Below are 22,700 nucleotides of genomic sequence, written 5' to 3'. Positions count from 1 at the left end.
CTACTCACGGCTTTCCACGTTTGACAAAAGGTTTAGCATTTGCCGGATCATCTGGCCAATCATGTTTTGGATATCGACTGCGCATATCAGCGCGGACATCGGACCAGGATCCTTGCCAAAATCCTGATAGATCGCGCGTAAGCTGAACTGGTCGCCCCGCAGGTGATAGGAGTTCCAGCAAAAGTGGCAACTTGCCTGACATAATCGATGGATGCGTCGTTTGCCCATATAGGTGATTAACACGCACCGACAAAAGCGCATCATCCTCTTTGTAGCTAATTTCTAGACGCTTGCCATCGGGAAAGCTAAAATGCGTTGGCACATGGGCATCAAGCTGGTTTTGTTGATCCCATGTAAGCAGGCTCTTTATTCCATCTGATAAAGATTGATGTTTCACATCATGCAGGCTGTTGATGTCTGTTTGAAATGTCCCAAACCATTGTTCAATGGTTTCCAAAAGACCGCGATCTGACATATCTGGCCAATCATCTGATTGACTATGATGGCGGCAAAACTCGGACCGATTTCGCCAATCCAAAGTTGCTTTTGAAAACGGCAATAATGACATCGCATAGCCCGGTTCAAGTTGCTTAAGCGCATTTGTAATAGCTGATACCGCGGCCTCTCCTTTTGGTTTCGGCAACGGTTTTTCAGAAAGCGTAATTGCACCAAACTTCCGAACAAGCCGCCCCTTTACACCAAGACTTTCTTTATCAAAGCGATATTCTTCTATTTCGCTGATAAGATGTTTTGGTAGCAAATCTAATCCTGAAGGATCAAACCGGGCGGCAGATAATATTCGAGGCGCCTGCGCTTTTCCCGTTAAATCTGCTACGACCAACATATCCTCTTGTGCCAGTCTTTCAGTTTCTTCCATAACCGCGCCACGTCCACCTGACATTGTGTATTGACCTATCTGACCGCGCCGTTTTGCAATTCGGTCAGGAAAGCCTATTGCTAAAATATCATCTATATCGAGATCGGATTTATCAGTCACCTCAACTTGACCATTCGCAGTGCGTGCCATGCGTTTAGCAAGATCTTGTGCCGCTTTTGCGCGTTGGCTTTTCTCAGTTTCAAAACGCTTTAACCGCTCAGATATATCCACCATATTCCCACCTAAACCTTGTTCGGTAAGAAGGATGGCAAGCTTTGCTGCAATTTCCGCATTTGCCGTTTCTGCAGCTTTCATAACCATGGCTGACAAACGGATCGGAAGCGCGAGACTACGCATAGAATGACCCAATTTTGTCAGACGTTTATGCTGGTCAATTGCGCCGAGCTTTTGCAATATATCAAAAGCTGCATCAATGGTTTTTAAAGGCGGCTTGGTGATGAGCGTTAAATCACGTGGATCGGCAATACCCCATGCTAAGCAATCAATCACAAAGCCAGAGAGATCGCTCGTCAAAATTTGCGGAGCCGAAAATTCCTCTAAAGCTGATTGCTGTTCTTTTTGCCAAAGTCGCAGGGCAATTCCCGGAGCTGTCCGACCTGCACGTCCAGCCCGCTGTGTCGTGGCTGCCTGCGACGCGCGCTGAGTTTCAAGTCGGGTAATCCCAGTGGAAACTTCAAAATAGGCCTGACGTTGCAGACCTGAATCAATCACTATTCGGACACCATCAATGGTGATCGATGTTTCTGCAATGGATGTGGCTAGCACCACTTTTCGGCGCCCATCTTCACTCGGTTGAATGGCCTTGTCCTGCGCAGATGATGTTAGTGCTCCATAAAGCGGAAAGATATCCGTATGAGCTGTTACTTTCCCCTCAAGGCGTTCAACAACGCGTTTAATTTCACCGATACCAGGAAGAAAACACAGAATTGAACCCTCTTCTTTTTTCAATGTATCAAGCACCGCTTCGACCATCACATCTTCAATCTTTGACTGCGGTTTTCGAGGCGCATATCGGATATCAACTGGATAGGATCGACCTTCGCTGATGATCGTTTTTGCATCGGGTAAGATGCGCGAGATCTCGTCAATGTCCAAGGTCGCAGACATCACAGCGATACGGAGATCTTCTCGAAAACCTGATTGCACATCGAGCGCCAGCGCCAAACCAAAATCTGCTTCCAAAGCACGTTCGTGAAATTCGTCAAAGATGACGCAAGCGATCCCATTTAGTTCGGGATCTTCCAACACCATGCGGGTAAAAACGCCTTCGGTGACGACTTCGATTTTGGTTGATTTTCCAATGCGATTATCAAGACGCATGCGATAACCGACTGTTTGCCCAAGTTCTTCACCCATCATCTGCGACATGCGCCGTGCCGCCGCACGCGCTGCCAAACGACGCGGCTCGATTAAGATGATTTTACCATCTCCAATCGAAGAGCTTTCAAGCAGATGAACTGGGACAATTGTTGTCTTACCTGCACCCGGCGGTGCCCCGATCACAACATTATTTGACGATAACAATGCGTCTGTTATTTCACCAAGAACATCGGAAATAGGGAAATGGCTAAACTCGTTTGGCATGGAGTTCAGAACCCTAGTGTGCTTCATCCCAGTTATCAGCCGCGCGCGCATCAACCTGCAATGGAACCGACATAGACAAAGCCGGCATTGCAGCATTTTCCATAATGTCTTTTACCAGTTCGATCGTTGCATCAGCTTCAGATTGAGCCGTTTCAAAGATCAATTCATCATGAACCTGTAGCAACATCTTGGCCTGTAAGTTCGCAGATAAAAGCGCGTCATCCATGCGCACCATAGCGCGTCTGATGATGTCTGCAGCTGAACCCTGAATTGGTGCGTTAATCGCCGCACGTTCATTAAATGCGCGCACTTGATGATTGGATGATTTAATATCTGGATAATTGATCCGGCGACCAAAAATTGTTTCCACATAACCTTGATCACGTGCCAAGGCTTTGGTGTTTTCCATATAGTCTTTAATGCCCGGAAAACGCTCAAAATAGGTTTTGATATAATCGCTGGCTTCAGAGCGAGAAATACCTAACTGATTGGCAAGACCAAAGCCTGAAATTCCGTAGATAATACCAAAATTGATCGCTTTTGCGTTCCGGCGAATTTCGCTCGGCATGCCCTCAACAGGAACACCAAACATTTCAGATGCGGTCATCGCATGAATATCAATGCCGTTTGCAAATGCCTGCTTGAGCGCGTCGATATCCGCAACATGGGCCAAAACCCGCAATTCAATTTGGCTGTAATCGGCAGAGATAAGCGTATTTCCGGCTTCCGGGACAAAGGCAGTTCTGATCTTACGACCTTCTGCTGTGCGGACGGGAATATTTTGCAAGTTTGGATCATTGGACGATAAACGCCCCGTCGACGTTGATGCCATCGCATAAGATGTATGAACACGCTTTGTTTGCGGATGAATATGATTTGGTAAGGCGTCTGTGTAAGTTGATTTCAACTTGCTCATCTGGCGCCAATCAACAATCTTGCGCGGTAATTCATGCCCTTCTGCAGCTAAATCTTCCAGCTTTTGAGCTGATGTCGACCATTGACCGGATTTGGTCTTTGATCCGCCTGGTAACGCCATTTTTCCAAAGAGAATTTCACCCAACTGTTTGGGTGATCCAACGTTAAAAGTTTCGCCTGCAAGTTCATAAATCTCAGCTTCAAGCCCCGCTGCGCCTTGCGCAAGTTCGCCTGAAAGACGGGAGAGAATCTGGCGATCGACTGAAATGCCGCGCGCTTCCATAGCAACCAAAACAGGCACGAGCGGCCGCTCTAAGCGTTCGTAGACAGAGACCAGTCCTTCAGCGACCAAACGCGGTTTAAGCACATGCCATAGGCGCAATGTGATATCAGCATCTTCAGCGGCATAGGTCGTTGCTTTTTCAATATCGACCATATCAAAGGTGATCGCAGATTTTCCTGTGCCAGCAACTTCTTTATACGGAATAGGTTGATGCCCAAGCCAGCGATCTGACAGCGTATCCATGCCATGATTTCCAACGCCTGCATCTAACACATAAGACAGCAACATTGTGTCATCAAAGGATTTCACATCCACGTTGAGTTGCTTAAGAACCAGCATGTCATATTTAAGATTTTGCGCGATCTTTAAAATCGACGCGTCCTCGAGCACATCTTTTAAGCGCTTGAGAGCTTCATCAAAATCAACCTGATCTTCGACCAAGCCACCACCAAGCAAATCCCCGTTTCCACTTTTATGTGTTAACGGCACGTAACAGGCTTTGACGTTTAGATCGCTATCTTTACCCTCGAAATATGCGAATGAGAAACCAACCAACTCGGCTTGCATAGCGTGCAGAGAAGTGGTTTCAGTATCAAAAGCAACAATACCTTTTTCGCGGATGGCTGCGACCCATGCATCCAATTGCGCTAAATCCCGAACGGTTTCGTAAGAACTGTGATCTATTTTCGCGTCTGCTAGTTTCGCCGCTCGTGCATTAACGAGATTTTGCGCGTTTGCGTCTAATGCTGCGCTTTCTGAAGCTTCATCATCACTATCTGTTGCACGATCAAGATCTGGTCCGCGCGCATTTTCCCATTCAATGTTAAGCTCGGCGGGTTCAATGGTGCTTGCATCACTGTCGGTGGCTTCAGCTACACGTTTGGTCAGCGTGGTTAGCTCCATCGCCTTCAGATAGCCAATAAGCTTCGGTCCATCAGGTTGCTCTAGGAACAGTCCATCCAGATCAATGTCCATCTCAACATCATCGCGTAGCTTCACCAATTCACGTGAAATTCGCGCATTATCCGCAAATTCAATTAGGTTCTCGCGACGTTTGTTTTGTTTGATCTCGCCGGCGCGCTCAAGCAGCGTATCAAGATCACCAAATTGCTCTAGAAGCTGAGCTGCTGTCTTCGGCCCAATGCCCGGCACGCCTGGGACATTATCAACCGAATCACCCGCCAAAGCCTGCAGATCGATCATCTTTTCAGGTGGCACACCCCATTTTTCGATCACTTCCGGCACACGAATATGACGATTTTTCATCGTATCATGCATAAAGACCTGCTCACCCACGAGCTGCATAAGATCCTTATCAGAAGAGATAATTGTACAATCAGCACCCGCTTCACGGCATTGGCGCGCATATGTTGCAATGATATCATCGGCCTCAAAGCCTTCTTTGTCGATGCAAGGCAGATTAAAGGCGCGCGTCGCCTGACGGATCAAACCAAATTGCGGGCGTAAGTCTTCCGGCGGCGCATCGCGATTGGCCTTATATTCAGGGTATAATTCATTGCGAAATGTCTTTGATGAGTGATCGAAAATCACCGCAAAATGCGTGGGTGTGACCCCATCATTTTCATCACGTGCGGTCGACACGAGCTTCCAAAGCATGTTGCAAAAACCAGACACCGCTCCAACTGGCAAACCATCTGATTTGCGCGTTAAGGCAGGAAGGGCATGATAAGCTCTGAAAATATAGCCAGAACCATCGACGAGGAATAAATGATCACCTTTTTTCATGTTCGATATTTAACCCGATGTGCACGCAAGGTCTATCGAAGAATAATGTTTTCAACGTCACTCTTTGAAATTATTCTTGATTGGGCATAATTCATTCAGATGTGTAGTATCCGATACACGCCAAGCCATGTGGGTAACATCACGAAAATGTTACAAATAATTAATATTGTGGCCATTGTTTCGCCGCTTTCAACACCCAAATTACATTCACCGGCGCAAACAAGCCGCTATCTAGTATAGGTTCCCCTGCCACACTAGATAGACGAGCCAAACCCTATCCCCTCCGGGCTTGGCTCTAATAATATAAGCCATCATAACCCTCCCCCTCCGGTTATGGTGGCTTTTCTTTTAGCGCAAAGCTCTTTAAACCTGCATATCTATCATTCAAGACAACCTCATTGCAGGAGCCACAAATGTCACAATTGGATGCAGCTCTATCGGCTGCCGATAATAACTTACCTTCAAGCCTTGAAACTTTGTTTGAACTAGTTCGGATACCTTCTATTTCAACCGACCCTGAGTTCAAAGCCAAATGCGACGAAGCAGCAAACTATCTATCTGATTATTTGGGAAAAGTTGGCTTTGAGGCATCTGTTCGCCCAACAACTGGCCACCCAATGGTCGTTGGGCATTACAAAGGGGCTGGTAAGGACGCGCCTCATGTTTTGTTTTATGGACATTATGATGTGCAACCGGTCGATCCGGTTGAACTTTGGGATGACGATCCATTTGACCCTCAAATCAAGGAACGCAATGGCAGCAAGGTGATTACTGGCCGCGGTACTAGCGATGATAAAGGTCAGCTCATGACGTTTGTCGAAGCTTGCCGGGCTTATAAAGAAACAAGCGGCAATCTTCCGTGCAACATCACCATTTTGTTCGAGGGTGAAGAAGAATCCGGCTCCCCAAGTTTGCATCCATTTTTAGAAGCAAATCATGATGAGCTTAAGGCGGATTTTGCGCTCGTTTGCGATACGGGCATGTGGGACAAGCAAACGCCAGCCATTTTGACAAGTCTTCGGGGATTACTCGGTGAAGAAGTAACTATTCACGCCGCTGACCGCGATCTGCATTCAGGGCTTTATGGTGGCTCTGCCGCCAATCCAATTACTATTCTATCACGCATTATTGCTGATATTCATGATGATGAAGGCCGTATCACAATTGATGGCTTTTATGAGGGAGTTGAAGAAACGCCACAACATATCAAAGATATGTGGAAGGAATTGGGGCAAACAGACCAGGAGTTTTTAGGTGAGGTTGGCTTAAGCGAAAACTTCGGTGAAAAAGGCAAATCCTTCCAGGAGTTAACTTGGGCACGGCCAACCGCTGAAATAAATGGTATTATCGGCGGCTATACAGATGATGGTTTTAAAACCGTGATCCCAGCGCAAGCCAGTGCGAAAATTTCGTTTCGACTTGTTGGCAATCAAGATGCTGACAAATTACGTGTAGCTTTTCGAAAGTTTGTAAATGATCGATTGCCAAGTGATTGCAGCGCTAGCTTTGAAGAGCACGGAGCATCCGGAGGCATTCAACTTTCATACGATTCGCCGCTGATTAAAAAAGCGATGTCTGCGCTTTCAGATGAATGGCCAAAACCTGCTGTGCTTGTTGGTGGTGGTGGGTCCATTCCAATTGTTGGTGATTTTCAAACTTTTTTGGGTATGGATTCGCTTCTCGTTGGTTTTGGTCTTAATGACGACCAGCTTCACTCTCCAAATGAAAAATATGAGCTCAATTCTTTCCATAAAGGCATTCGCTCGTGGATTCGTATTCTGGATCAGTTAGCGCAATAACAGAACCATAATGGTTAATGCCAAGCTTAACCTCCCCTTAAAAACAATCGTCTAAATTAGTGCAAATTGTAATGCGTATTGACGGTGAACTGCGAAGCTATGGCCAATAAGAAAAAAGCAAAGACACGGGTAGAGCCCAGCTTTCAGTCGAAAAATTCAGCAAAATCAACGGCTAAAAGGGGCACCAAGGCAAAATCGGCACCAAGGTCTGCTCAAAAGTCGCAAAGTAAATCAAACGCAAAATCTCGTTCTGGGGCAAAACGACGACAGTCTAAATCAGCTCGTGGGAAGTCGAAAAAGCCAAGTTTGCTGACAAGATTGATCAAAACTTCGTTTTATTGGTGTTTTGTTTTAGGTATTTGGGGTGCGATTGGCGTTGGCAGTATTTTTGCGTTTTATGGTGCAAAAATGCCAAGCGCAAAGACATGGGATGTGCCGCAACGCCCACCAAATGTTCAGATTATGTCCTATGATGGACAGGTGATCGCTAACCGCGGCATAACAGGTGGGCAGGCGCTGTTTTTGAGCGATATGTCGCCTTATATCCCACAAGCGGTTATTGCGATTGAAGATCGCCGTTTTTACAGCCATTTTGGTATTGACCCAATTGGCCTAGTCCGTGCCATGTATTCAAATCTTGTTGCAGGCCGCACTGTGCAAGGTGGTTCAACGCTTACCCAGCAGCTTGCAAAGAACCTGTTTTTATCACCTGATCGAACACTTGAACGCAAAGTGCAGGAAGTTCTGCTCGCCTTATGGCTTGAGCATAATTTCACCAAAGATCAGATCTTGGAAATGTATCTCAACCGGGTTTATTTTGGCTCCGGTGCCTATGGTGTTGAAGCCGCATCACGTCGATATTTTCAAAAGCCAGCGCGGGACGTTAATTTAGCTGAAGCCGCATTAATTGCAGGTTTGCTCAAGGCACCATCGCGTTTATCACCTGCTCGCAATCCAGATCTAGCGGAAGCACGCGGACAAGTGGTTTTAGGTGCCATGCGGCGCGCGGGATTTATTGATGATCGCGAAGCCACAACAGCGCTTACACAACCGCAAACACGCGCAAAAAGTTATTGGACAGGCTCGGAGAACTTTGCTGCTGACCGCGTCATGGACGACCTTAAAGCGTTAATCGGTGACGTGAAAGAAGACCTGATTATTGAGACAACGCTTGATTTTAATTTGCAAAAGCAAGCTGAACGCGTCTTGCGCAGTACACTTGAGGATAACAGCGCGAAGTTTAACGTTAAAGAGGGCGCGATTGTTGCCATCGATGCAGGTGGTGCAATCCAGGTGTTAATCGGTGGGCGAAACTATGCAACAAGCCAATTTGACCGGGCAAGTGAAGCGCTACGCCAACCAGGATCAGCCTTTAAACCCTTTGTCTACACGGCAGCGCTTGAACAGGGTGAAACACCTAATTCCATCCGCAATGATGCACCAGTGCGCATTGGTAAATGGACACCACAAAATTATGATGAAAAATATCGTGGTCCCGTCACTCTTGATGAAGCTTTGTCTAAATCGCTGAACACAATTGCTGCGCAACTTGTGATGCAAGTGGGGCCACGCAATGTAGCCAAAACCGCCAAACGTATGGGTATTGAAGCAAAACTTAATCCCAATGCATCCATCGCGCTTGGCACGTCTGAGGTGACTTTGCTGGAACTTACCTCCTCATATGCACCATTTATGAATGGCGGGTTTAAAGCGACCCCTCATATTATCAAACGTATCTCGACAACAGATGGTCAGTTATTATTTGAAAATGTGTTTGATCACCCGCCGCGCGTATTGGCGCCTCAAGTGGCCAATCACATGAATGATATGCTAACGAGCGTTGTAACCAATGGCACTGGGCGCAATGCACAACTGCCAAATTGGCAGGTTGCAGGTAAAACCGGGACCAGCCAATCATTCCGCGACGCGTTATTTGTTGGCTATACAGCTAATCTTACAGCTGGCGTCTGGCTTGGAAATGATGACGGAAAACCAACCAAAAAAGTGACGGGTGGTGGTTTACCCGCTAAAATCTGGCAGGCTGTGATGTCCCATGCACATGAAGGCATGTCAATCGCGGCACTTCCGCGCGTAACAGCCCCTACCCCATTGTTTAACGACCCCAGTGCAAATATTAATGAGCTGACAGAGCGATTAGCACCGCTTCCATCGTCCGAATCAACAAGTTCGATTCCCATTCCGGTTTCTCGCGAGGCTTTTGACCGTGGTGATTCTGCGTCTCAAAACCAATTATTGCCCCCCGGAGAGCTTACCGGTTCGGCACAAAATGCCAATTCAAATCGACCAAACTCCATTTTGGACGTGATATTAGGCCGCTAAGCTGCAAAAAACTAACAATCTGAGTGAAAAAGATGCGCTTTAACGCCTTGCAGTCTGGCGCAAGCCTTCTTATATAGGCCGCAGACGTCGGGGGTTACCACCGTATGCCATGGAAGGGCCTTTGACTAACAAACCCGCAAATCGCGGATAATCAGTATATTGTGTCCCGTTAGGGGCTGCTTTTGGAATGCGGAAATCGGTTCCAGCAGCTTGCTTTTAGGAGAAAGATGAAAAATGGCGAAAGTAATTGGAATTGACCTAGGAACGACAAACTCCTGCGTCGCGGTAATGGATGGCGGAGACGCTAAAGTTATCGAAAATGCGGAAGGCGCACGTACAACACCTTCCATGGTCGCATTTTCTGATGATGGCGAACGTCTTGTTGGTCAACCTGCAAAACGTCAGGCTGTTACAAATCCAACAGATACTCTGTTTGCTGTAAAACGTTTGATCGGCCGTCGCTTCGACGATGCTATGGTCAAAAAAGATAAAGACCTTGTGCCTTACGAAATCGTAAAAGGCGACAATGGCGATGCATGGGTGAAAGCATCTGGTAAAGATTATTCTCCTGCACAAGTTTCTGCGATGATCTTGCAGAAAATGAAAGAAACTGCAGAAGCTTATTTGGGCGAGAACGTTCAGCAAGCTGTGATCACAGTTCCTGCATACTTTAACGATGCACAACGTCAGGCAACAAAAGACGCTGGTAAGATTGCTGGTCTTGAAGTTCTTCGTATCATCAACGAGCCAACAGCTGCAGCGCTTGCATATGGTCTTGACAAAAAAGACGGCAAAACAATTGCTGTATACGATTTGGGTGGTGGTACATTTGATGTGTCCGTACTTGAAATCGGCGACGGCGTATTTGAAGTGAAATCAACCAATGGTGATACATTCTTGGGTGGTGAAGACTTTGATATGCGTTTGGTTGAATACCTTGCTGATGAGTTTAAAAAAGAGCAAGGCGTTGACCTTAAAGGCGACAAGCTTGCATTGCAGCGTTTAAAAGAAGCTGCTGAAAAAGCAAAAATCGAATTGTCGTCTGCATCTCAAACTGAGATCAACCTTCCATTCATCACAGCTGATGCATCTGGTCCTAAACACTTGACCATGAAAATGTCACGTTCAAAGCTTGAAAGCTTGGTTGATGATTTTGTTCAACGCACAATTGGACCATGTAAGGCCGCACTAAAAGATGCTGGTCTTTCTGCTGGTGAAATTGATGAAGTTGTTTTGGTTGGCGGCATGACACGTATGCCGAAGATCCAAGAAGTTGTGAAACAGTTCTTTGGCAAAGAGCCCCATAAGGGTGTGAACCCTGATGAAGTTGTTGCTATGGGTGCAGCTATTCAGGGCGGTGTTTTGCAAGGTGACGTGAAAGACGTTCTGCTTCTTGATGTGACACCATTGTCTTTGGGTATTGAAACTTTGGGCGGTGTCTTCACACGTTTGATTGATCGCAACACAACAATCCCAACAAAGAAAAGCCAAGTCTTCTCAACAGCTGAAGATAACCAAAATGCTGTAACTATCCGCGTATCACAAGGTGAGCGTGAGATGGCAGCAGACAATAAAAACCTTGGTCAGTTTGATCTTGTTGGTCTTCCACCTGCACCACGCGGTGTGCCACAAATTGAAGTAACATTTGATATTGATGCCAATGGTATTGTGAATGTGTCTGCAAAAGACAAAGGCACAGGCAAAGAACAGCAAATCCGTATTCAAGCGGATGGCGGCTTGTCAGATGATGATATCGAATCAATGATCAAAGAAGCTGAAAGCAATGCTGAAGCGGACAAGAAGCGTCGTGAGGCTGTTGAAGCTAAAAACAACGCTGAAAGCTTGATCGCATCTTCTGAGAAATCACTTGCTGACTATGGTGACAAAGTTTCTGAAGAAGACCGCAATGCAATTACAGATGCAATTGCGGGCTTGAAAGAGGCAATTGATACTGAAGAGCCAGATGGTGAACTCATTGGTGAGAAAACTCAGGTTCTTATGGACGCTTCCATGAAACTTGGCCAAGCCATGTACGAAGCTCAGCAAGCTGAAGAGCAAGCTGCGGCGGAAGCTGATGCTGCAGGTCATGCAGCAGCTGAAGACGATAATGTTGTTGATGCTGACTTCGAAGAAGTCAACGATAGCGACGACGACGATAAAAAATCGGCGTAATTTCAGTCAAACTCTGTTGGCGGAATTGGTCCGCCAACAGTTGACCTTACGGATATTTTGCAAATGGCAAAAGCGGACTTCTACGAACTACTAGGCGTGTCTAAAAGCGCAGATGAGAAGGAACTGAAAAGCGCCTTCCGCAAGCTTGCGATGAAATATCATCCGGATAAAAATCCCGATGATGACGAAGCTGAGAAAAAGTTCAAAGAAATAAATGAAGCCTATGAAACGCTGAAAGACCCACAAAAACGTTCAGCCTATGATCGTTTTGGTCATGCAGCGTTTGAGCAAGGTGGCCCTGGTGGCGGCGCTGGTTTTGGCGGCGGCGGTGCTGGCGGTTTCCACGATATCTTCGAGGATATTTTTGGCGACATGATGGGTGGTGGCGGTCAACGTCAACGCAGATCATCAGGTGGTCGTGAGCGTGGCGCAGACTTACGTTACAACATGGAAATTTCGCTTGAAGAAGCTTTTGAAGGCAAAACAGCGCAAATTCGTGTTCCAACATCTGTATCTTGCGATACTTGTTCAGGCTCTGGCGCAAAACCGGGTAGCTCTCCGACAACATGTACCACATGTGGCGGGATTGGTCGTGTTCGCGCAGCGCAAGGTTTCTTCTCTGTTGAACGCACATGTCCAACATGTCACGGAAACGGTCAGATGATTTCGGATCCTTGTACCAAATGTTCAGGTCAAGGTCGCGTTTCAGAAGAAAAATCACTATCTGTAAATATCCCAGCGGGTATTGAAGATGGCACACGCATTCGTGTTGCTGGTGAAGGTGAAGCTGGTCAACGTGGTGGACCAACGGGAGATCTTTATATCTTCTTGTCAGTTAGACCACATGAGTTTTTCCAACGTGAAGGCGCAGATCTTTATTGCATGGTGCCGATTTCAATGACTAAGGCTGCGCTTGGCGGCAAGTTTGAAGTCACAACCTTAGACGGATCTAAATCTCGTGTGACGGTGCCTGAGGGCACTCAATCTGGCAAAGAATTACGTATGCGCGGCAAAGGTATGCCTGTGATGCGCTCGAGCCAGAAAGGTGATTTATATATTCGTATCGCGGTTGAAACACCGCAACACCTTAGCCGCAGACAAAAAGAATTGCTGGAAGAATTCCAGGAGATCTCATCAAATGAAAATAACCCAGAATCTTCTGGCTTCTTTTCAAAGATGAAAGGCTTTTTCGATACATTGAGCGATTGATCTAGGGATATTTCACGGGTTTTTATAACTTGGACTTGTTTTTGCCCTCATTACGCGTCACTTAGTTTATCAGAAAAGACTTGAAACAAAGGTCCAGCTGTAATTACATCAACCTTGGTTGACAAAACTGCAGTTTGATTGTTTCATGGTGTAAAGGGGGACGTGCGTTGCGTTTAGGTATAACCCAGAAGCTGGTTCAACGTTTTGACGATGAAATCATTTTCTTGAAAGGGATGATTTCATCACCTGATACTGTCGGCTCTATCATTCCAACATCTCGCGTTACCGCACGCTGCATGGCAGATCAGATTGATCTCACCTCTAAATTACCAATATTAGAACTTGGGCCTGGAACGGGTGTCATCACGAAGGCAATTTTGAACCGTGGGATCGAACCTAAGGATCTTTATTGTGTTGAATATTCAGATGAATTCACGCGCCGTTTAAAAATTATGCTGCCAGATGTAAACATCATGAACGGTGATGCATTTGATCTCGATAATGTGTTGGGTGAAATGCGTGATGCGCAGTTTGATACCATCATCACATCCATGCCATTGTTAAATTTCCCGATGATGGCGCGAAAACGCCTGATCAACGACTTACTTAATCGCATGCCTGCTGGCCGTCCGATTGTACTATTTTCCTACGGTGCAACGGCGCCTGTACCCACTGATGGCGAAGATTTTGAAGTGACTTCAATCAGATGGGTTATTCGCAATGTCCCACCAGCGCGCGTTTGGGCATATACGCGCAAATCATAACATCAGCGGATTTAAACTCTTAATCAGGGCTTCGAAATGGCAAAAATATTGGTAATTCCGGGGTCTAATCGATCTGGTTCTTACAACGTCAAACTAGCGGCTGTCGCAGCAAAAGAACTTGCACTCTTAGGTGCTGATGTAACGCGGATTTCCCTCATTGATTACCCGCTGCCCCTTTATGATGATGATTTAAAATCAAGCCAAGGCATTGAAAAGAACGCGCTCAAACTCGCAGAGATGATCTCAGTGCATGATGGTATTTTCATTGCCAGCCCTGAATATAACAGCTCAATCTCTCCCCTTTTGAAAAATACCATCGACTGGATTTCTGTCATCCGCAAAAAAGACGATAAGCCCTGGACCCCACTTAAGGGCAAAATTGTTGGACTTGGTGCTGCTTCCCCCGGTAATTTGGGTGGCGTACGCGGGTTAAACCACCTGCGAGATGTTTTAGTCAGCGTTGGTTGCCAAGTTATTTCAGAGCAAACGCTTGTACCAACAGCGGGCAAGGCATTTGCTGAGGATGGTTCTTTAGTCGCGGAACGCGCGGTCAGATCCCTTGGCAATTCGTGCCAATCCCTTCATCGGGTAAGCCAAGTACTTGGTTAGATAAATTTCGCATTGTGTGATTGCAGTTTTCTAAAATTTGGTTCGTTGATTATATTGATTTGTATCTTGCGATTTGTCCGCTAGGCTGCAATAGCTTTAAACACTTGAATATTAGCTCTGAGGTAGAACATGGCACCTAATCATGATGTGAAAGATCAACTTATCATCGCACTTGATGTGCCAAGTGTGACAGATGCGGAAAAGATCGTTTCCGAAATCGGTGACAGCGGCGCCTATTACAAAATCGGCCACCAACTCGGCTTTGCCGGCGGCTTATCTTTTGCACAAGAGCTCATTCAGGATGGCAAGAAGATCTTTCTTGATATGAAATTGCTGGATATCGACAATACGGTCGCAAAAGGTGTCGAAAGTATCGCCAAAATGGGTGTTTCGATGCTGACCATCCATGCTTACCCTAAAGCCATGCGCGCAGCTGTTAAGGCGGCAGAAGGTTCAGATCTTACCCTTTTAGGTGTGACGGTTCTTACATCCATGGACGGCGAAGATTTATTGGAAGCTGGCTATGCATCATCAAATCCAGCAGATCTGGTGGAAATTCGTGCCAAACAAGCTTTTGAAGCTGGTATGGGCGGTGTCGTATGTTCAGCTCAAGAGGCAGAAATTGTACGTAAAATAATTGGCCCTGATATGGCTATCGTTACACCGGGCATCCGACCAGCGGGCGCGGATGTTGGCGACCAGAAGCGCGTGATGACACCAAAAGACGCTATGCAAGCAGGTTCATCTCATCTTGTTGTCGGGCGACCGATCACAGCAGCTAGCAACAAGAAGCAAGCGGTTGATCAAATTTTAGCGCAGATGAGCGCTTAATATATTTGGAGGAGATATCAATGTCACAAACACCTAAAGGCTATTGGATTGCGCGTGTTGATGCTTACGAGGGCAGCACCGAACGCTACAAAGATTATGTTGCAACCGCAAAACCTGCTTTTGATGAATATGGTGCAAAATTTCTTGCAAGGGGTGGAGAAATTGATCGTGCGGAAGGTGTGAGCCGCGCACGGAATGTGATCATTGAATTTCCGTCCCTGGAAGCGGCAAAAGCTTGTTATTATTCAGAGCAATATCAGAAAGCCGCTGCGATACGTCAGGAAATTGCTGATGGAGAAATCGTGCTTGTCGAAGGCGCTGAATAAGCCTGAACATAAAATCACATAAAAGCCTTTAATTTCCTGCGTAATTCAACGCGGTAATCGTCATTTGACCTTCACCTTAATGCCAAGGTTTGCTATGGCAGGTGAATATTACGCACATTAAAGCACAAAGCCGCAAAGCTTGGAGAAATAAGATGGAAAAGAGCAATCAGCCTAAACTTGTCACCGTTTTTGGTGGATCTGGATTTTTAGGACGTCACATCGTCCGGTTGCTTGCCAAAAAGGGATTTCGTATTCGCGTAGCCTGCCGCCGACCAGATCTTGCTGGTCATCTTCAACCGCTCGGCAATGTCGGTCAAATTACCGCGATACAGGCAAACCTACGCTATCGTGATTCGGTAGAACGTGCGGTAATGGATGCTGACTATGTGATCAACTGTGTTGGCATTTTATTTGAAAGCGGACGTAATACATTTGATGCCGTTCAGGCTTTTGGTGCGAAAGCAATTGCTGAGGCAACAAAAGCACAAGGTGCGAAACTGATTCACATTTCGGCTATTGGTGCAGATAAAAACTCTCCGGCTGATTATGCGAGCACAAAAGCAATTGCTGAGGAAGCTGTTCTTAAAGCCGTCAGCGATGCTATAATTTTTCGCCCTTCTATCGTGTTTGGACCAGAAGATGGTTTCTTCAACAAATTTGCTGACATGTCTCGCTTGGCGCCAGCGCTGCCGTTAATTGGTGGTGGTAATACAAAGTTCCAACCGGTTTATGTAGCAGATGTTGCTGAAGCCGTTGTCAAAGGTGTTATGGGTGATCTTGAAGGTGGCAAAATTTATGAGCTTGGCGGACCGGAAGTTCTAAGCTTTAAACAATGCCTTGAAACAATGTTAAAAGTCATTTCGCGTTCGCGCCCTCTGGTTTATCTACCATGGGGTATCGCATCCTTAGTTGGTAGCATGGCAACGCTCGTTCCGTTTATCGATCCGCCGCTCACACCTGATCAGGTAGAATTGTTAAAAAGCGACAATGTTGTATCAGATCAGGCCAAAAAAGACGGTCGTGATTTAGCTGGAATGGGTATCACACCAACAGCAGTTGAAACTATTTTGCCAACATATTTGGTGCATTACCGCCCTTCAGGTCAGTATACCAAGGTAAATTCTTAAGCCATTTAATTAGATTTTTAACAAATATAGTAAGATCTTATTAGGCATAAATTTAGGGTTAAGAATAATTTAACAGCTAAATAATATTTAGACTTGCCAAACGATCTTGTTTGGTTCAAAAGACCGCCATACAAGAAATTTGTACTGATAGTTATCATATATCTTATGGGCAATTTGTGTTCATAAGCTCATTGGGGGTGAGTTTACAAAATGGTTAAAGTTGTCGTTCCAGCGTTCGTTTTTGCAACAGCAATTATTCTTTCCGCATCAGCATTTGCACCTCGCCACAATTCAACCGGCGAAACTGGCTGTGACCTTGGATATGGCGTTGATACTTGTATCGAACAGCGAGCGGCTTCAACAAAATAGTTTTTAAAAAAACTGCAGCCCAATCAGCCCAACAGTACCAATAAAAATGCGCCAGATCGCAAATGGTGTAAACCCGTGCTTAGAGACAAAATCCAACAGACCACGCACCACAAAAACCGCTGAAATAAAAGCGGTCACAAAGCCGACGCCAATGATTGTGAAATCGTCAGCAGATAACAAATCAAAATTCTTATAAAGATCATACACAAATGCGCCTGCCATGGTTGGCATGGCCAGGAAGAATGAAAATTCTGCAGCAGAACGCTTATCCGTGCCCATCAACAATGCGCCGGCAATTGTTGCGCCGGATCTCGATGTACCAGGCACCATTGCCAAAACCTGACAGCAGCCGATTTTAATCGCTAGAGAAATTGGAAAATCCATCACATCTGCATAACGCGGCTTAAGTGGCATTCGATCAATGACCATTAGAATAATACCGCCGATTATCAAAACAACGCAGATCAATGTTGGCGCTTCAAACAAAATCGTTTTGATAAAGCCATGCGCGAATACGCCAACGAATGCGGCTGGTAAAAATGCGAGGACGATGGCAGCAACAAAACGTCGTGCTTTTGCACTTGAAGGTAAATCGATCACAAGGTTCCAAAGACGTGCGAAATAGACACTCAATATCGCTAGGATAGCACCTAATTGAATAAGGATTTCAAATGTATTACCTGGTGATTGAAACCCGAGGAAATGACCAGCGAGGATCACGTGACCGGTTGACGAGACGGGGATGAACTCTGTTAAACCCTCTAATATGCCCAACAATACCGCGCCAACAATCGTTTGATCAGCCATTTTAATTCCTTAAAGTCCCACTTATCAAATCAGTAAATATTTTCTTCCAATAACTTGGGTTCAAACACCAATTTGTTCATTATTTAATCACTGTTGCTGCATATATCTATTGCTAGAATTGAAGTCAGTGTTAAATTGCACCATAATCTGAGAATATGACTTTTTAGATAATAAATGACGGATTTGGGGTTTGTTCCATTTATGCCTGTTTTGTACCATTACCCGCTCTCGCCTGCGTCGCGTTTCATTCGATTAAGTCTGGGTGAATATAATTTAAAGACCGAGTTGGCTGAGGAACTACCATGGGAAAAACGTAAGGATTTTCTCGCAATCAATCCAGCAGGAACGCTTCCGGTTTATCTTGATGATACAATGCGAGCATTGTGTGGCCCGCATGTCATGGCTGAATATTTAGATGAAACACATGGTATTTTGGTGCGAGACAAACGGCTGTTAGCTGAGGACCCATTTCAGCGCGCGGAAATCCGCCGTTTAATCGAGTGGTTTTTGGTTAAATTTGAGCAGGAAGTTACAAAGCCAATCTTGCAAGAACGCGTTTACAAATTGTTTGTTGCAGGCAGAGATGGTTCATCTGCACCTGATTCTAAAAAATTACGAACAGCACGTAGTAACATTCATTTGCATATGCGATATTTATCGTGGCTGGCAGGAACACGCAGCTGGTTAGCTGGTGATCGTTTAAGCTATGCCGATCTTGCGGCAGCGGCAGCAATTTCAACGCTTGATTATTTAGGTGAGATCCACTGGTCCGATGCACCCCAAGCAAAAGACTGGTACCAGCGGTTAAAATCACGTCCATGCTTCAGGCCAATTCTGTCCGATAGAATCAGCAAATTGCCACCTGTTGCGCATTACACTGATCTTGATTTTTAATTTTGAAAAGCGGGTTTATTGGCAAAAGGCAATCAAAAAGAAAAACTTAAGCAACTGCTGAAACAAGATGCAGAACGTTTGGGATTTTCAGATTTGCGTGTGACCCACGCTCGCACCGACCAATCGCTTAAATCAAACTTAGAAGATTTTGTTGCTAAACAATATCACGGCACAATGACTTGGCTACCTGAGACATTGGATCGAAGGGCGTCCCCTAATCAGCTTTGGCCGGACGCAAAATCTATCATCGTGTTGACGATGAATTACGGACCGGATGTTGATCCACTTCTAAATCTTACGACAAAAGAAAAGGCCAATATTTCAGTTTATGCGCGCAATCGAGATTATCATGACATCATAAAAGGTCGCTTGAAAGAAATCGCAGGAAGATTTGCCGCCAAATCAGGTGAGGATGTCAAAGTCTTTGTCGATACGGCACCTGTTATGGAAAAACCACTCGCACAGCAAGCTGGCATAGGTTGGCAAGGAAAACATACCAATTTGGTTAGTCGCGACCAAGGTTCTTGGTTTTTTTAGCCTCGATTTTCACCACTGCTGAATTGGACATAGACAGAGCCGAAGTGGATCATTGTGGCACATGTTCGGCATGTATTAATGCATGCCCCACAGATGCATTTCCTGCGCCGTATCAAATTGATGCCAGGCGATGTATTTCCTATCTTTCTATTGAACATAAGGGGCCGATAGAACATAGTTTAAGGCCATTAATGGGAAATCGGATTTATGGATGTGATGATTGTTTAGCTGCATGCCCATGGAACAAATTTGCCCAGGATGCCAATGAGATTAAGCTCAAAGCGCGCGATGATTTAATCGCGCCTGATATCAAACACTTCCTGAGTTTTGATGATCAAGATTTTCGAAAGTTCTTCTCTGGATCTCCCATTAAACGCATTGGTCGAGATCGCTTTATCAGAAATGTATTAATTGCCGCAGGAAATAGCGGCGATACCGAGCTAATTGAGCCTTGCAAACAGCATTTGAAAGACCCAAATGAAATCGTGCGTGGGTGTGCTGTTTGGGCAATTTCAAAGCTTGTAACTGCTTCTGAATTCGAGGTCATCGCGTCATCTGCAATTGATGATGAAAACAGTGACAGCGTATTAGAAGAGTGGCATTTCGCCCGAACAAAATAGAATGGATAGACCGTGCGTTTAATAATCTTCGGAGCTGGATTTTCCGGCCGAGCCATCGGGAAAATACTCTCAAATTCGTTCGATTTTGTGGGTGGTACAACCCGATCAGATGAAAAATTTCCGCTTTTGCGTGAGCACAGCATTACGCCTTTTATATTTTCAGGTGACGGATTTGCGCCAGAGCTCGAGAATGAATTGCGCACGGTGACCCATATTGTTCAATCAATTTCTCCAGATAAAACCGGTGATCCGATTATTCCGCTGATCGGTGAAAATTTGCGGCATCTCATGCCAAATCTTCAATGGGTTGGTTACCTTTCGACAGTCGGTGTGTACGGTAATCATGATGGCAATTGGGTCGATGAAGATACTGTATGCAAACCTGTATCGAAGCGTTCGGTTGCGCGGGTTGAAGCTGAAAACCAATGGCAGAAACTGTGCGAGCGATCAGACATTCCGCTCGCGATTTTAAGACTATCTGGGATATATGGGCCAGGACGGAACACCTTTGAAAATTATAAAAAGGGTACCGCGCGACGGTTAATTAAAAAAGATCAGGTTTTCAATCGTATATTTGTTGATGATATAGCTGGCGCGACCAAATTGCTCGTTCAAAACAATACCGCTGGTATATTCAATGTTACTGACAACGAGCCTGCACCACCCCAAGATGTTGTTGCATATGCGGCCGAGCTTTTAGGTATTGATCCGCCTGAAGAAATTGACTTTGAAACAGCTGATTTGTCTCCTATGGCGCGCTCGTTTTATGGGGAGAACAAACGTGTTTCAAATGCCAAAATTAAAGACCTTGGATATCGTTTTACACAACCCAATTACCTACAAGCATTGGATTACTTAAAAACCAACTTCTATCCCAATGGCATTTGATCTTATTGCGGCATGTGATTTAGACGCGCCAATAATTCGGCTGCATTTCGTACTTTGAGCTTTTTAAGCAGTCGTGCGCGGACATCCTCAACGGTGCGCGGAGAGATTTTCAACACATGACCGATTTCTTTACTTGTTTTTCCCGCACTTAGATGCCCGATAACCTGACGTTCACGTAGTGTGAAACTTGCTGTGTCGGCGGAATCAGAAATCAGCGCAAAACTCAAGATCATCCGCTCCAAAGGCTGGTCTTTGTTCAGCGCTTGGGCGCGGAACCGGCACCAGATTTGGGCGCCATTTTTGCATTTTACCATCCGTTCATCAGTATAAAGACCTTTTGCTTTTAAAGGTTCTAAACCTACATCGCGAATATCATCAAATTCTTGGCGGCTGCCGTAAAACATACGAAACGACTGGCCGATAATGTCTTGTTTGTCGTAACCCACCATTGTTGCAAATGTGGTATTACAACTGCGCACGATGCGCTGTTCGGTTAAAACAATGCCAATTGGCGCCATCTCAAACGCGAGTGTATCTAATTCATTCTGTGTCAAAGGGTGTTCCTGCATGTTGGGATATCTACGCGTAATTCTACGGTATTGATACCGTAGATAATATAGCGTTATATTTTTAATTCGTCGATATCTTAAAATTGAGACTTGAACTTATGACACAAGCTATTGCAGATGATTCTAAACTCCATGGTTTGATTGATAATAAGCGCGATGATCTGATTGCGTTAACGCAAGATCTCATTCGAATTCCAACGCTAAATCCACCCGGTGATTGTTATCTTGAGATATGTGAATACTTAAAGAAACGACTTGAAAATTCAGGTTTTAAAACGGAATTAATTCGCGCCAAAGATTGCCCCGGCGACAGTGATAAATATCCAAGATGGAATATTGTTGCGCGCAAAGAGGGCAAGCACACGGGTCAATGCGTACACTTTAATTCGCATACAGATGTTGTGGAAATTGGCAAAGGCTGGACCAAAGATCCCTTCGGCGCGGAAATTGAAGGTGATCTAATTTATGGTCGCGGCACATGCGATATGAAAGGCGGGCTTGCCGCTTCAATCATCGCAGCAGAAGCTTTTATTGAAGCTTATCCTGATTTTCCTGGCGCTATTGAAATTTCCGGCACGGCTGATGAAGAAACCGGTGGCTTTGGTGGAGTGGCATATCTGGCCGAGAAGGGATATTTTTCACCGTCGCGCGTCCAACATGTCATTATCCCAGAGCCGTTGAATAAAGATCGAATTTGCCTTGGCCACCGCGGTGTTTGGTGGGCGGAAATTGAAACAAAAGGCCGTATTGCGCATGGCGCGATGCCATTTTTGGGTGATTGTGCTGTTCGCCATATGGGCGCTGTACTCAACAAGATCGAAGACGAACTGATGCCAGCGCTTTATGACCGGAAAACATCAATGCCGGTTGTGCCGGAAGGCGCACGCCATTCGACGCTTAATATTAATTCACTTCATGGCGGCCAAGCGGAGCCAGAAGAAGGGTTTACTGGGTTTTTATCGTCCTGCGTACCTGATTCAGCGCGACTTGTGATTGACCGTCGTTATTTAATTGAAGAAGAGGAAGAGGAAGTTCGCGAAGAGATTATCGATCTTCTTGAACGGGTTAAGCGAGAGCGCGAAACCTTTGAATATGACATCAAAGAGCTATGGAAAGTAACGCCAACCATGGCTGATAAAGACGCACCGGTTGTACGCGCTGTCCACCAAGCAATTGGTTCCGTGTTAAAGTGCGAACCTTCATATGTCGTTTCACCTGGCACATATGATCAAAAACACATTGACCGGATTGGGAAATTAAAGGATTGCATTGCTTATGGTCCTGGCATTTTGGACCTCGCCCACCAACCAGATGAGTATATTTCCATAAAAGACATGCTGGATTCAGCTAAAGTGATGGCACAAACCGTCAAAACTTTGCTATACCCCAATCATCTTAACGAATAAGGAGATC

Annotated in this window: 17 protein-coding genes and 1 pseudogene; 14 read left to right on the top strand and 4 right to left on the bottom strand. The window is 45.6% G+C overall.

Annotated features, from left to right (window positions below):
- Positions 1-4: 4 nt before the first annotated feature.
- Both hrpB and polA read right to left on the bottom strand, forming a co-directional pair.
- Positions 5-2,482 carry an ATP-dependent helicase HrpB gene (gene hrpB, locus ACZ1GZ_RS04300; RefSeq protein ID WP_472667245.1) on the bottom strand — a complete coding sequence of 826 codons (2,478 nt, stop codon included), beginning with the start codon at positions 2,480-2,482 and terminating at the stop codon, positions 5-7.
- A 13-nt stretch (positions 2,483-2,495) separates the two neighbouring features.
- Positions 2,496-5,426: a DNA polymerase I gene (gene polA, locus ACZ1GZ_RS04295; protein WP_472667244.1), complete on the bottom strand. Its 2,931-nt coding sequence runs from the start codon at positions 5,424-5,426 to the stop codon at positions 2,496-2,498.
- 413 nt (positions 5,427-5,839) lie between these two features.
- On the opposite strand from polA, the gene ACZ1GZ_RS04290 reads away from it, so the two are divergent.
- The 10 genes from ACZ1GZ_RS04290 to ACZ1GZ_RS04245 all read left to right on the top strand — a co-directional run bounded on the left by ACZ1GZ_RS04290 (position 5,840) and on the right by ACZ1GZ_RS04245 (position 16,972).
- A complete protein-coding gene (locus ACZ1GZ_RS04290) occupies positions 5,840-7,225 on the top strand; it encodes a M20/M25/M40 family metallo-hydrolase (protein ID WP_472667243.1) in 1,386 nt (461 codons plus the stop codon).
- Positions 7,226-7,324: 99 nt separating this feature from the next.
- Positions 7,325-9,565, top strand: coding sequence for a transglycosylase domain-containing protein (locus ACZ1GZ_RS04285; RefSeq protein ID WP_472667242.1), 2,241 nt, complete (start codon positions 7,325-7,327; stop codon positions 9,563-9,565).
- A 234-nt stretch (positions 9,566-9,799) separates the two neighbouring features.
- The gene (dnaK, locus tag ACZ1GZ_RS04280) at positions 9,800-11,737 is read left to right on the top strand and encodes a molecular chaperone DnaK (RefSeq protein WP_472667241.1); all 1,938 of its coding nucleotides are present in this window, start codon (positions 9,800-9,802) and stop codon (positions 11,735-11,737) included.
- Positions 11,738-11,800: 63 nt separating this feature from the next.
- A complete protein-coding gene (gene dnaJ, locus ACZ1GZ_RS04275) occupies positions 11,801-12,946 on the top strand; it encodes a molecular chaperone DnaJ (RefSeq protein WP_472667240.1) in 1,146 nt (381 codons plus the stop codon).
- Between the two features lie 167 nt (positions 12,947-13,113).
- Positions 13,114-13,710 (top strand): phospholipid N-methyltransferase PmtA, encoded by a 597-nt coding sequence (pmtA, locus tag ACZ1GZ_RS04270; protein ID WP_472667239.1) that lies wholly within the window; start codon positions 13,114-13,116, stop codon positions 13,708-13,710.
- Between the two features lie 36 nt (positions 13,711-13,746).
- The gene (locus ACZ1GZ_RS04265) at positions 13,747-14,319 is read left to right on the top strand and encodes an NADPH-dependent FMN reductase (RefSeq protein WP_472667238.1); all 573 of its coding nucleotides are present in this window, start codon (positions 13,747-13,749) and stop codon (positions 14,317-14,319) included.
- A gap of 129 nt (positions 14,320-14,448) precedes the next feature.
- The gene (gene pyrF, locus ACZ1GZ_RS04260; protein WP_472667237.1) at positions 14,449-15,150 is read left to right on the top strand and encodes an orotidine-5'-phosphate decarboxylase; all 702 of its coding nucleotides are present in this window, start codon (positions 14,449-14,451) and stop codon (positions 15,148-15,150) included.
- A gap of 20 nt (positions 15,151-15,170) precedes the next feature.
- Positions 15,171-15,476 carry a DUF1330 domain-containing protein gene (locus ACZ1GZ_RS04255; protein ID WP_472667236.1) on the top strand — a complete coding sequence of 102 codons (306 nt, stop codon included), beginning with the start codon at positions 15,171-15,173 and terminating at the stop codon, positions 15,474-15,476.
- A gap of 152 nt (positions 15,477-15,628) precedes the next feature.
- Entirely contained in the window at positions 15,629-16,603 is a 975-nt protein-coding gene (locus ACZ1GZ_RS04250) for a complex I NDUFA9 subunit family protein (protein ID WP_472667235.1), read from the top strand.
- Between the two features lie 210 nt (positions 16,604-16,813).
- A complete protein-coding gene (locus ACZ1GZ_RS04245) occupies positions 16,814-16,972 on the top strand; it encodes a hypothetical protein (RefSeq protein ID WP_472667234.1) in 159 nt (52 codons plus the stop codon).
- A 3-nt stretch (positions 16,973-16,975) separates the two neighbouring features.
- Here the strand turns inward: ACZ1GZ_RS04245 and ACZ1GZ_RS04240 are convergent, their stop codons facing one another.
- On the bottom strand, positions 16,976-17,779 hold the full coding sequence (locus tag ACZ1GZ_RS04240) for an undecaprenyl-diphosphate phosphatase (protein WP_472667233.1): 804 nt from the start codon (positions 17,777-17,779) through the stop codon (positions 16,976-16,978).
- 201 nt (positions 17,780-17,980) lie between these two features.
- On the opposite strand from ACZ1GZ_RS04240, the gene ACZ1GZ_RS04235 reads away from it, so the two are divergent.
- The 3 genes and pseudogenes from ACZ1GZ_RS04235 to ACZ1GZ_RS04225 all read left to right on the top strand — a co-directional run bounded on the left by ACZ1GZ_RS04235 (position 17,981) and on the right by ACZ1GZ_RS04225 (position 20,718).
- Positions 17,981-18,673 (top strand): glutathione S-transferase family protein, encoded by a 693-nt coding sequence (locus tag ACZ1GZ_RS04235; protein ID WP_472668229.1) that lies wholly within the window; start codon positions 17,981-17,983, stop codon positions 18,671-18,673.
- 18 nt (positions 18,674-18,691) lie between these two features.
- Positions 18,692-19,830 (top strand): annotated as a pseudogene (gene queG, locus ACZ1GZ_RS04230) (tRNA epoxyqueuosine(34) reductase QueG).
- Between the two features lie 12 nt (positions 19,831-19,842).
- On the top strand, positions 19,843-20,718 hold the full coding sequence (locus ACZ1GZ_RS04225) for an SDR family oxidoreductase (RefSeq protein ID WP_472667232.1): 876 nt from the start codon (positions 19,843-19,845) through the stop codon (positions 20,716-20,718).
- Positions 20,719-20,720: 2 nt separating this feature from the next.
- Here the strand turns inward: ACZ1GZ_RS04225 and ACZ1GZ_RS04220 are convergent, their stop codons facing one another.
- Positions 20,721-21,272, bottom strand: coding sequence for a LuxR C-terminal-related transcriptional regulator (locus tag ACZ1GZ_RS04220; protein ID WP_472667231.1), 552 nt, complete (start codon positions 21,270-21,272; stop codon positions 20,721-20,723).
- Between the two features lie 113 nt (positions 21,273-21,385).
- Here ACZ1GZ_RS04220 and ACZ1GZ_RS04215 point away from each other — a divergent pair, with 113 nt between their 5' ends.
- Positions 21,386-22,693 (top strand): acetylornithine deacetylase/succinyl-diaminopimelate desuccinylase family protein, encoded by a 1,308-nt coding sequence (locus tag ACZ1GZ_RS04215; RefSeq protein WP_472667230.1) that lies wholly within the window; start codon positions 21,386-21,388, stop codon positions 22,691-22,693.
- Positions 22,694-22,700: the final 7 nt, after the last annotated feature.

This window comes from Lentilitoribacter sp. JB5-8, from assembly GCF_055693385.1.
Note: the sequence above shows the minus strand (reverse complement) of the source record. Positions and strands in the feature narration are given on the sequence as shown.

Coding starts and splice junctions, on each gene's coding strand:
- hrpB (WP_472667245.1), bottom strand. CDS start 2,482: ATGCCAAACGAGTTTAGCCATTTCCCTATTTCCGATGTTCTTGGTGAA.
- polA (WP_472667244.1), bottom strand. CDS start 5,426: ATGAAAAAAGGTGATCATTTATTCCTCGTCGATGGTTCTGGCTATATT.
- ACZ1GZ_RS04290 (WP_472667243.1), top strand. CDS start 5,840: ATGTCACAATTGGATGCAGCTCTATCGGCTGCCGATAATAACTTACCT.
- ACZ1GZ_RS04285 (WP_472667242.1), top strand. CDS start 7,325: ATGGCCAATAAGAAAAAAGCAAAGACACGGGTAGAGCCCAGCTTTCAG.
- dnaK (WP_472667241.1), top strand. CDS start 9,800: ATGGCGAAAGTAATTGGAATTGACCTAGGAACGACAAACTCCTGCGTC.
- dnaJ (WP_472667240.1), top strand. CDS start 11,801: ATGGCAAAAGCGGACTTCTACGAACTACTAGGCGTGTCTAAAAGCGCA.
- ACZ1GZ_RS04265 (WP_472667238.1), top strand. CDS start 13,747: ATGGCAAAAATATTGGTAATTCCGGGGTCTAATCGATCTGGTTCTTAC.
- pyrF (WP_472667237.1), top strand. CDS start 14,449: ATGGCACCTAATCATGATGTGAAAGATCAACTTATCATCGCACTTGAT.
- ACZ1GZ_RS04255 (WP_472667236.1), top strand. CDS start 15,171: ATGTCACAAACACCTAAAGGCTATTGGATTGCGCGTGTTGATGCTTAC.
- ACZ1GZ_RS04250 (WP_472667235.1), top strand. CDS start 15,629: ATGGAAAAGAGCAATCAGCCTAAACTTGTCACCGTTTTTGGTGGATCT.
- ACZ1GZ_RS04245 (WP_472667234.1), top strand. CDS start 16,814: ATGGTTAAAGTTGTCGTTCCAGCGTTCGTTTTTGCAACAGCAATTATT.
- ACZ1GZ_RS04240 (WP_472667233.1), bottom strand. CDS start 17,779: ATGGCTGATCAAACGATTGTTGGCGCGGTATTGTTGGGCATATTAGAG.
- ACZ1GZ_RS04235 (WP_472668229.1), top strand. CDS start 17,981: ATGCCTGTTTTGTACCATTACCCGCTCTCGCCTGCGTCGCGTTTCATT.
- ACZ1GZ_RS04215 (WP_472667230.1), top strand. CDS start 21,386: ATGACACAAGCTATTGCAGATGATTCTAAACTCCATGGTTTGATTGAT.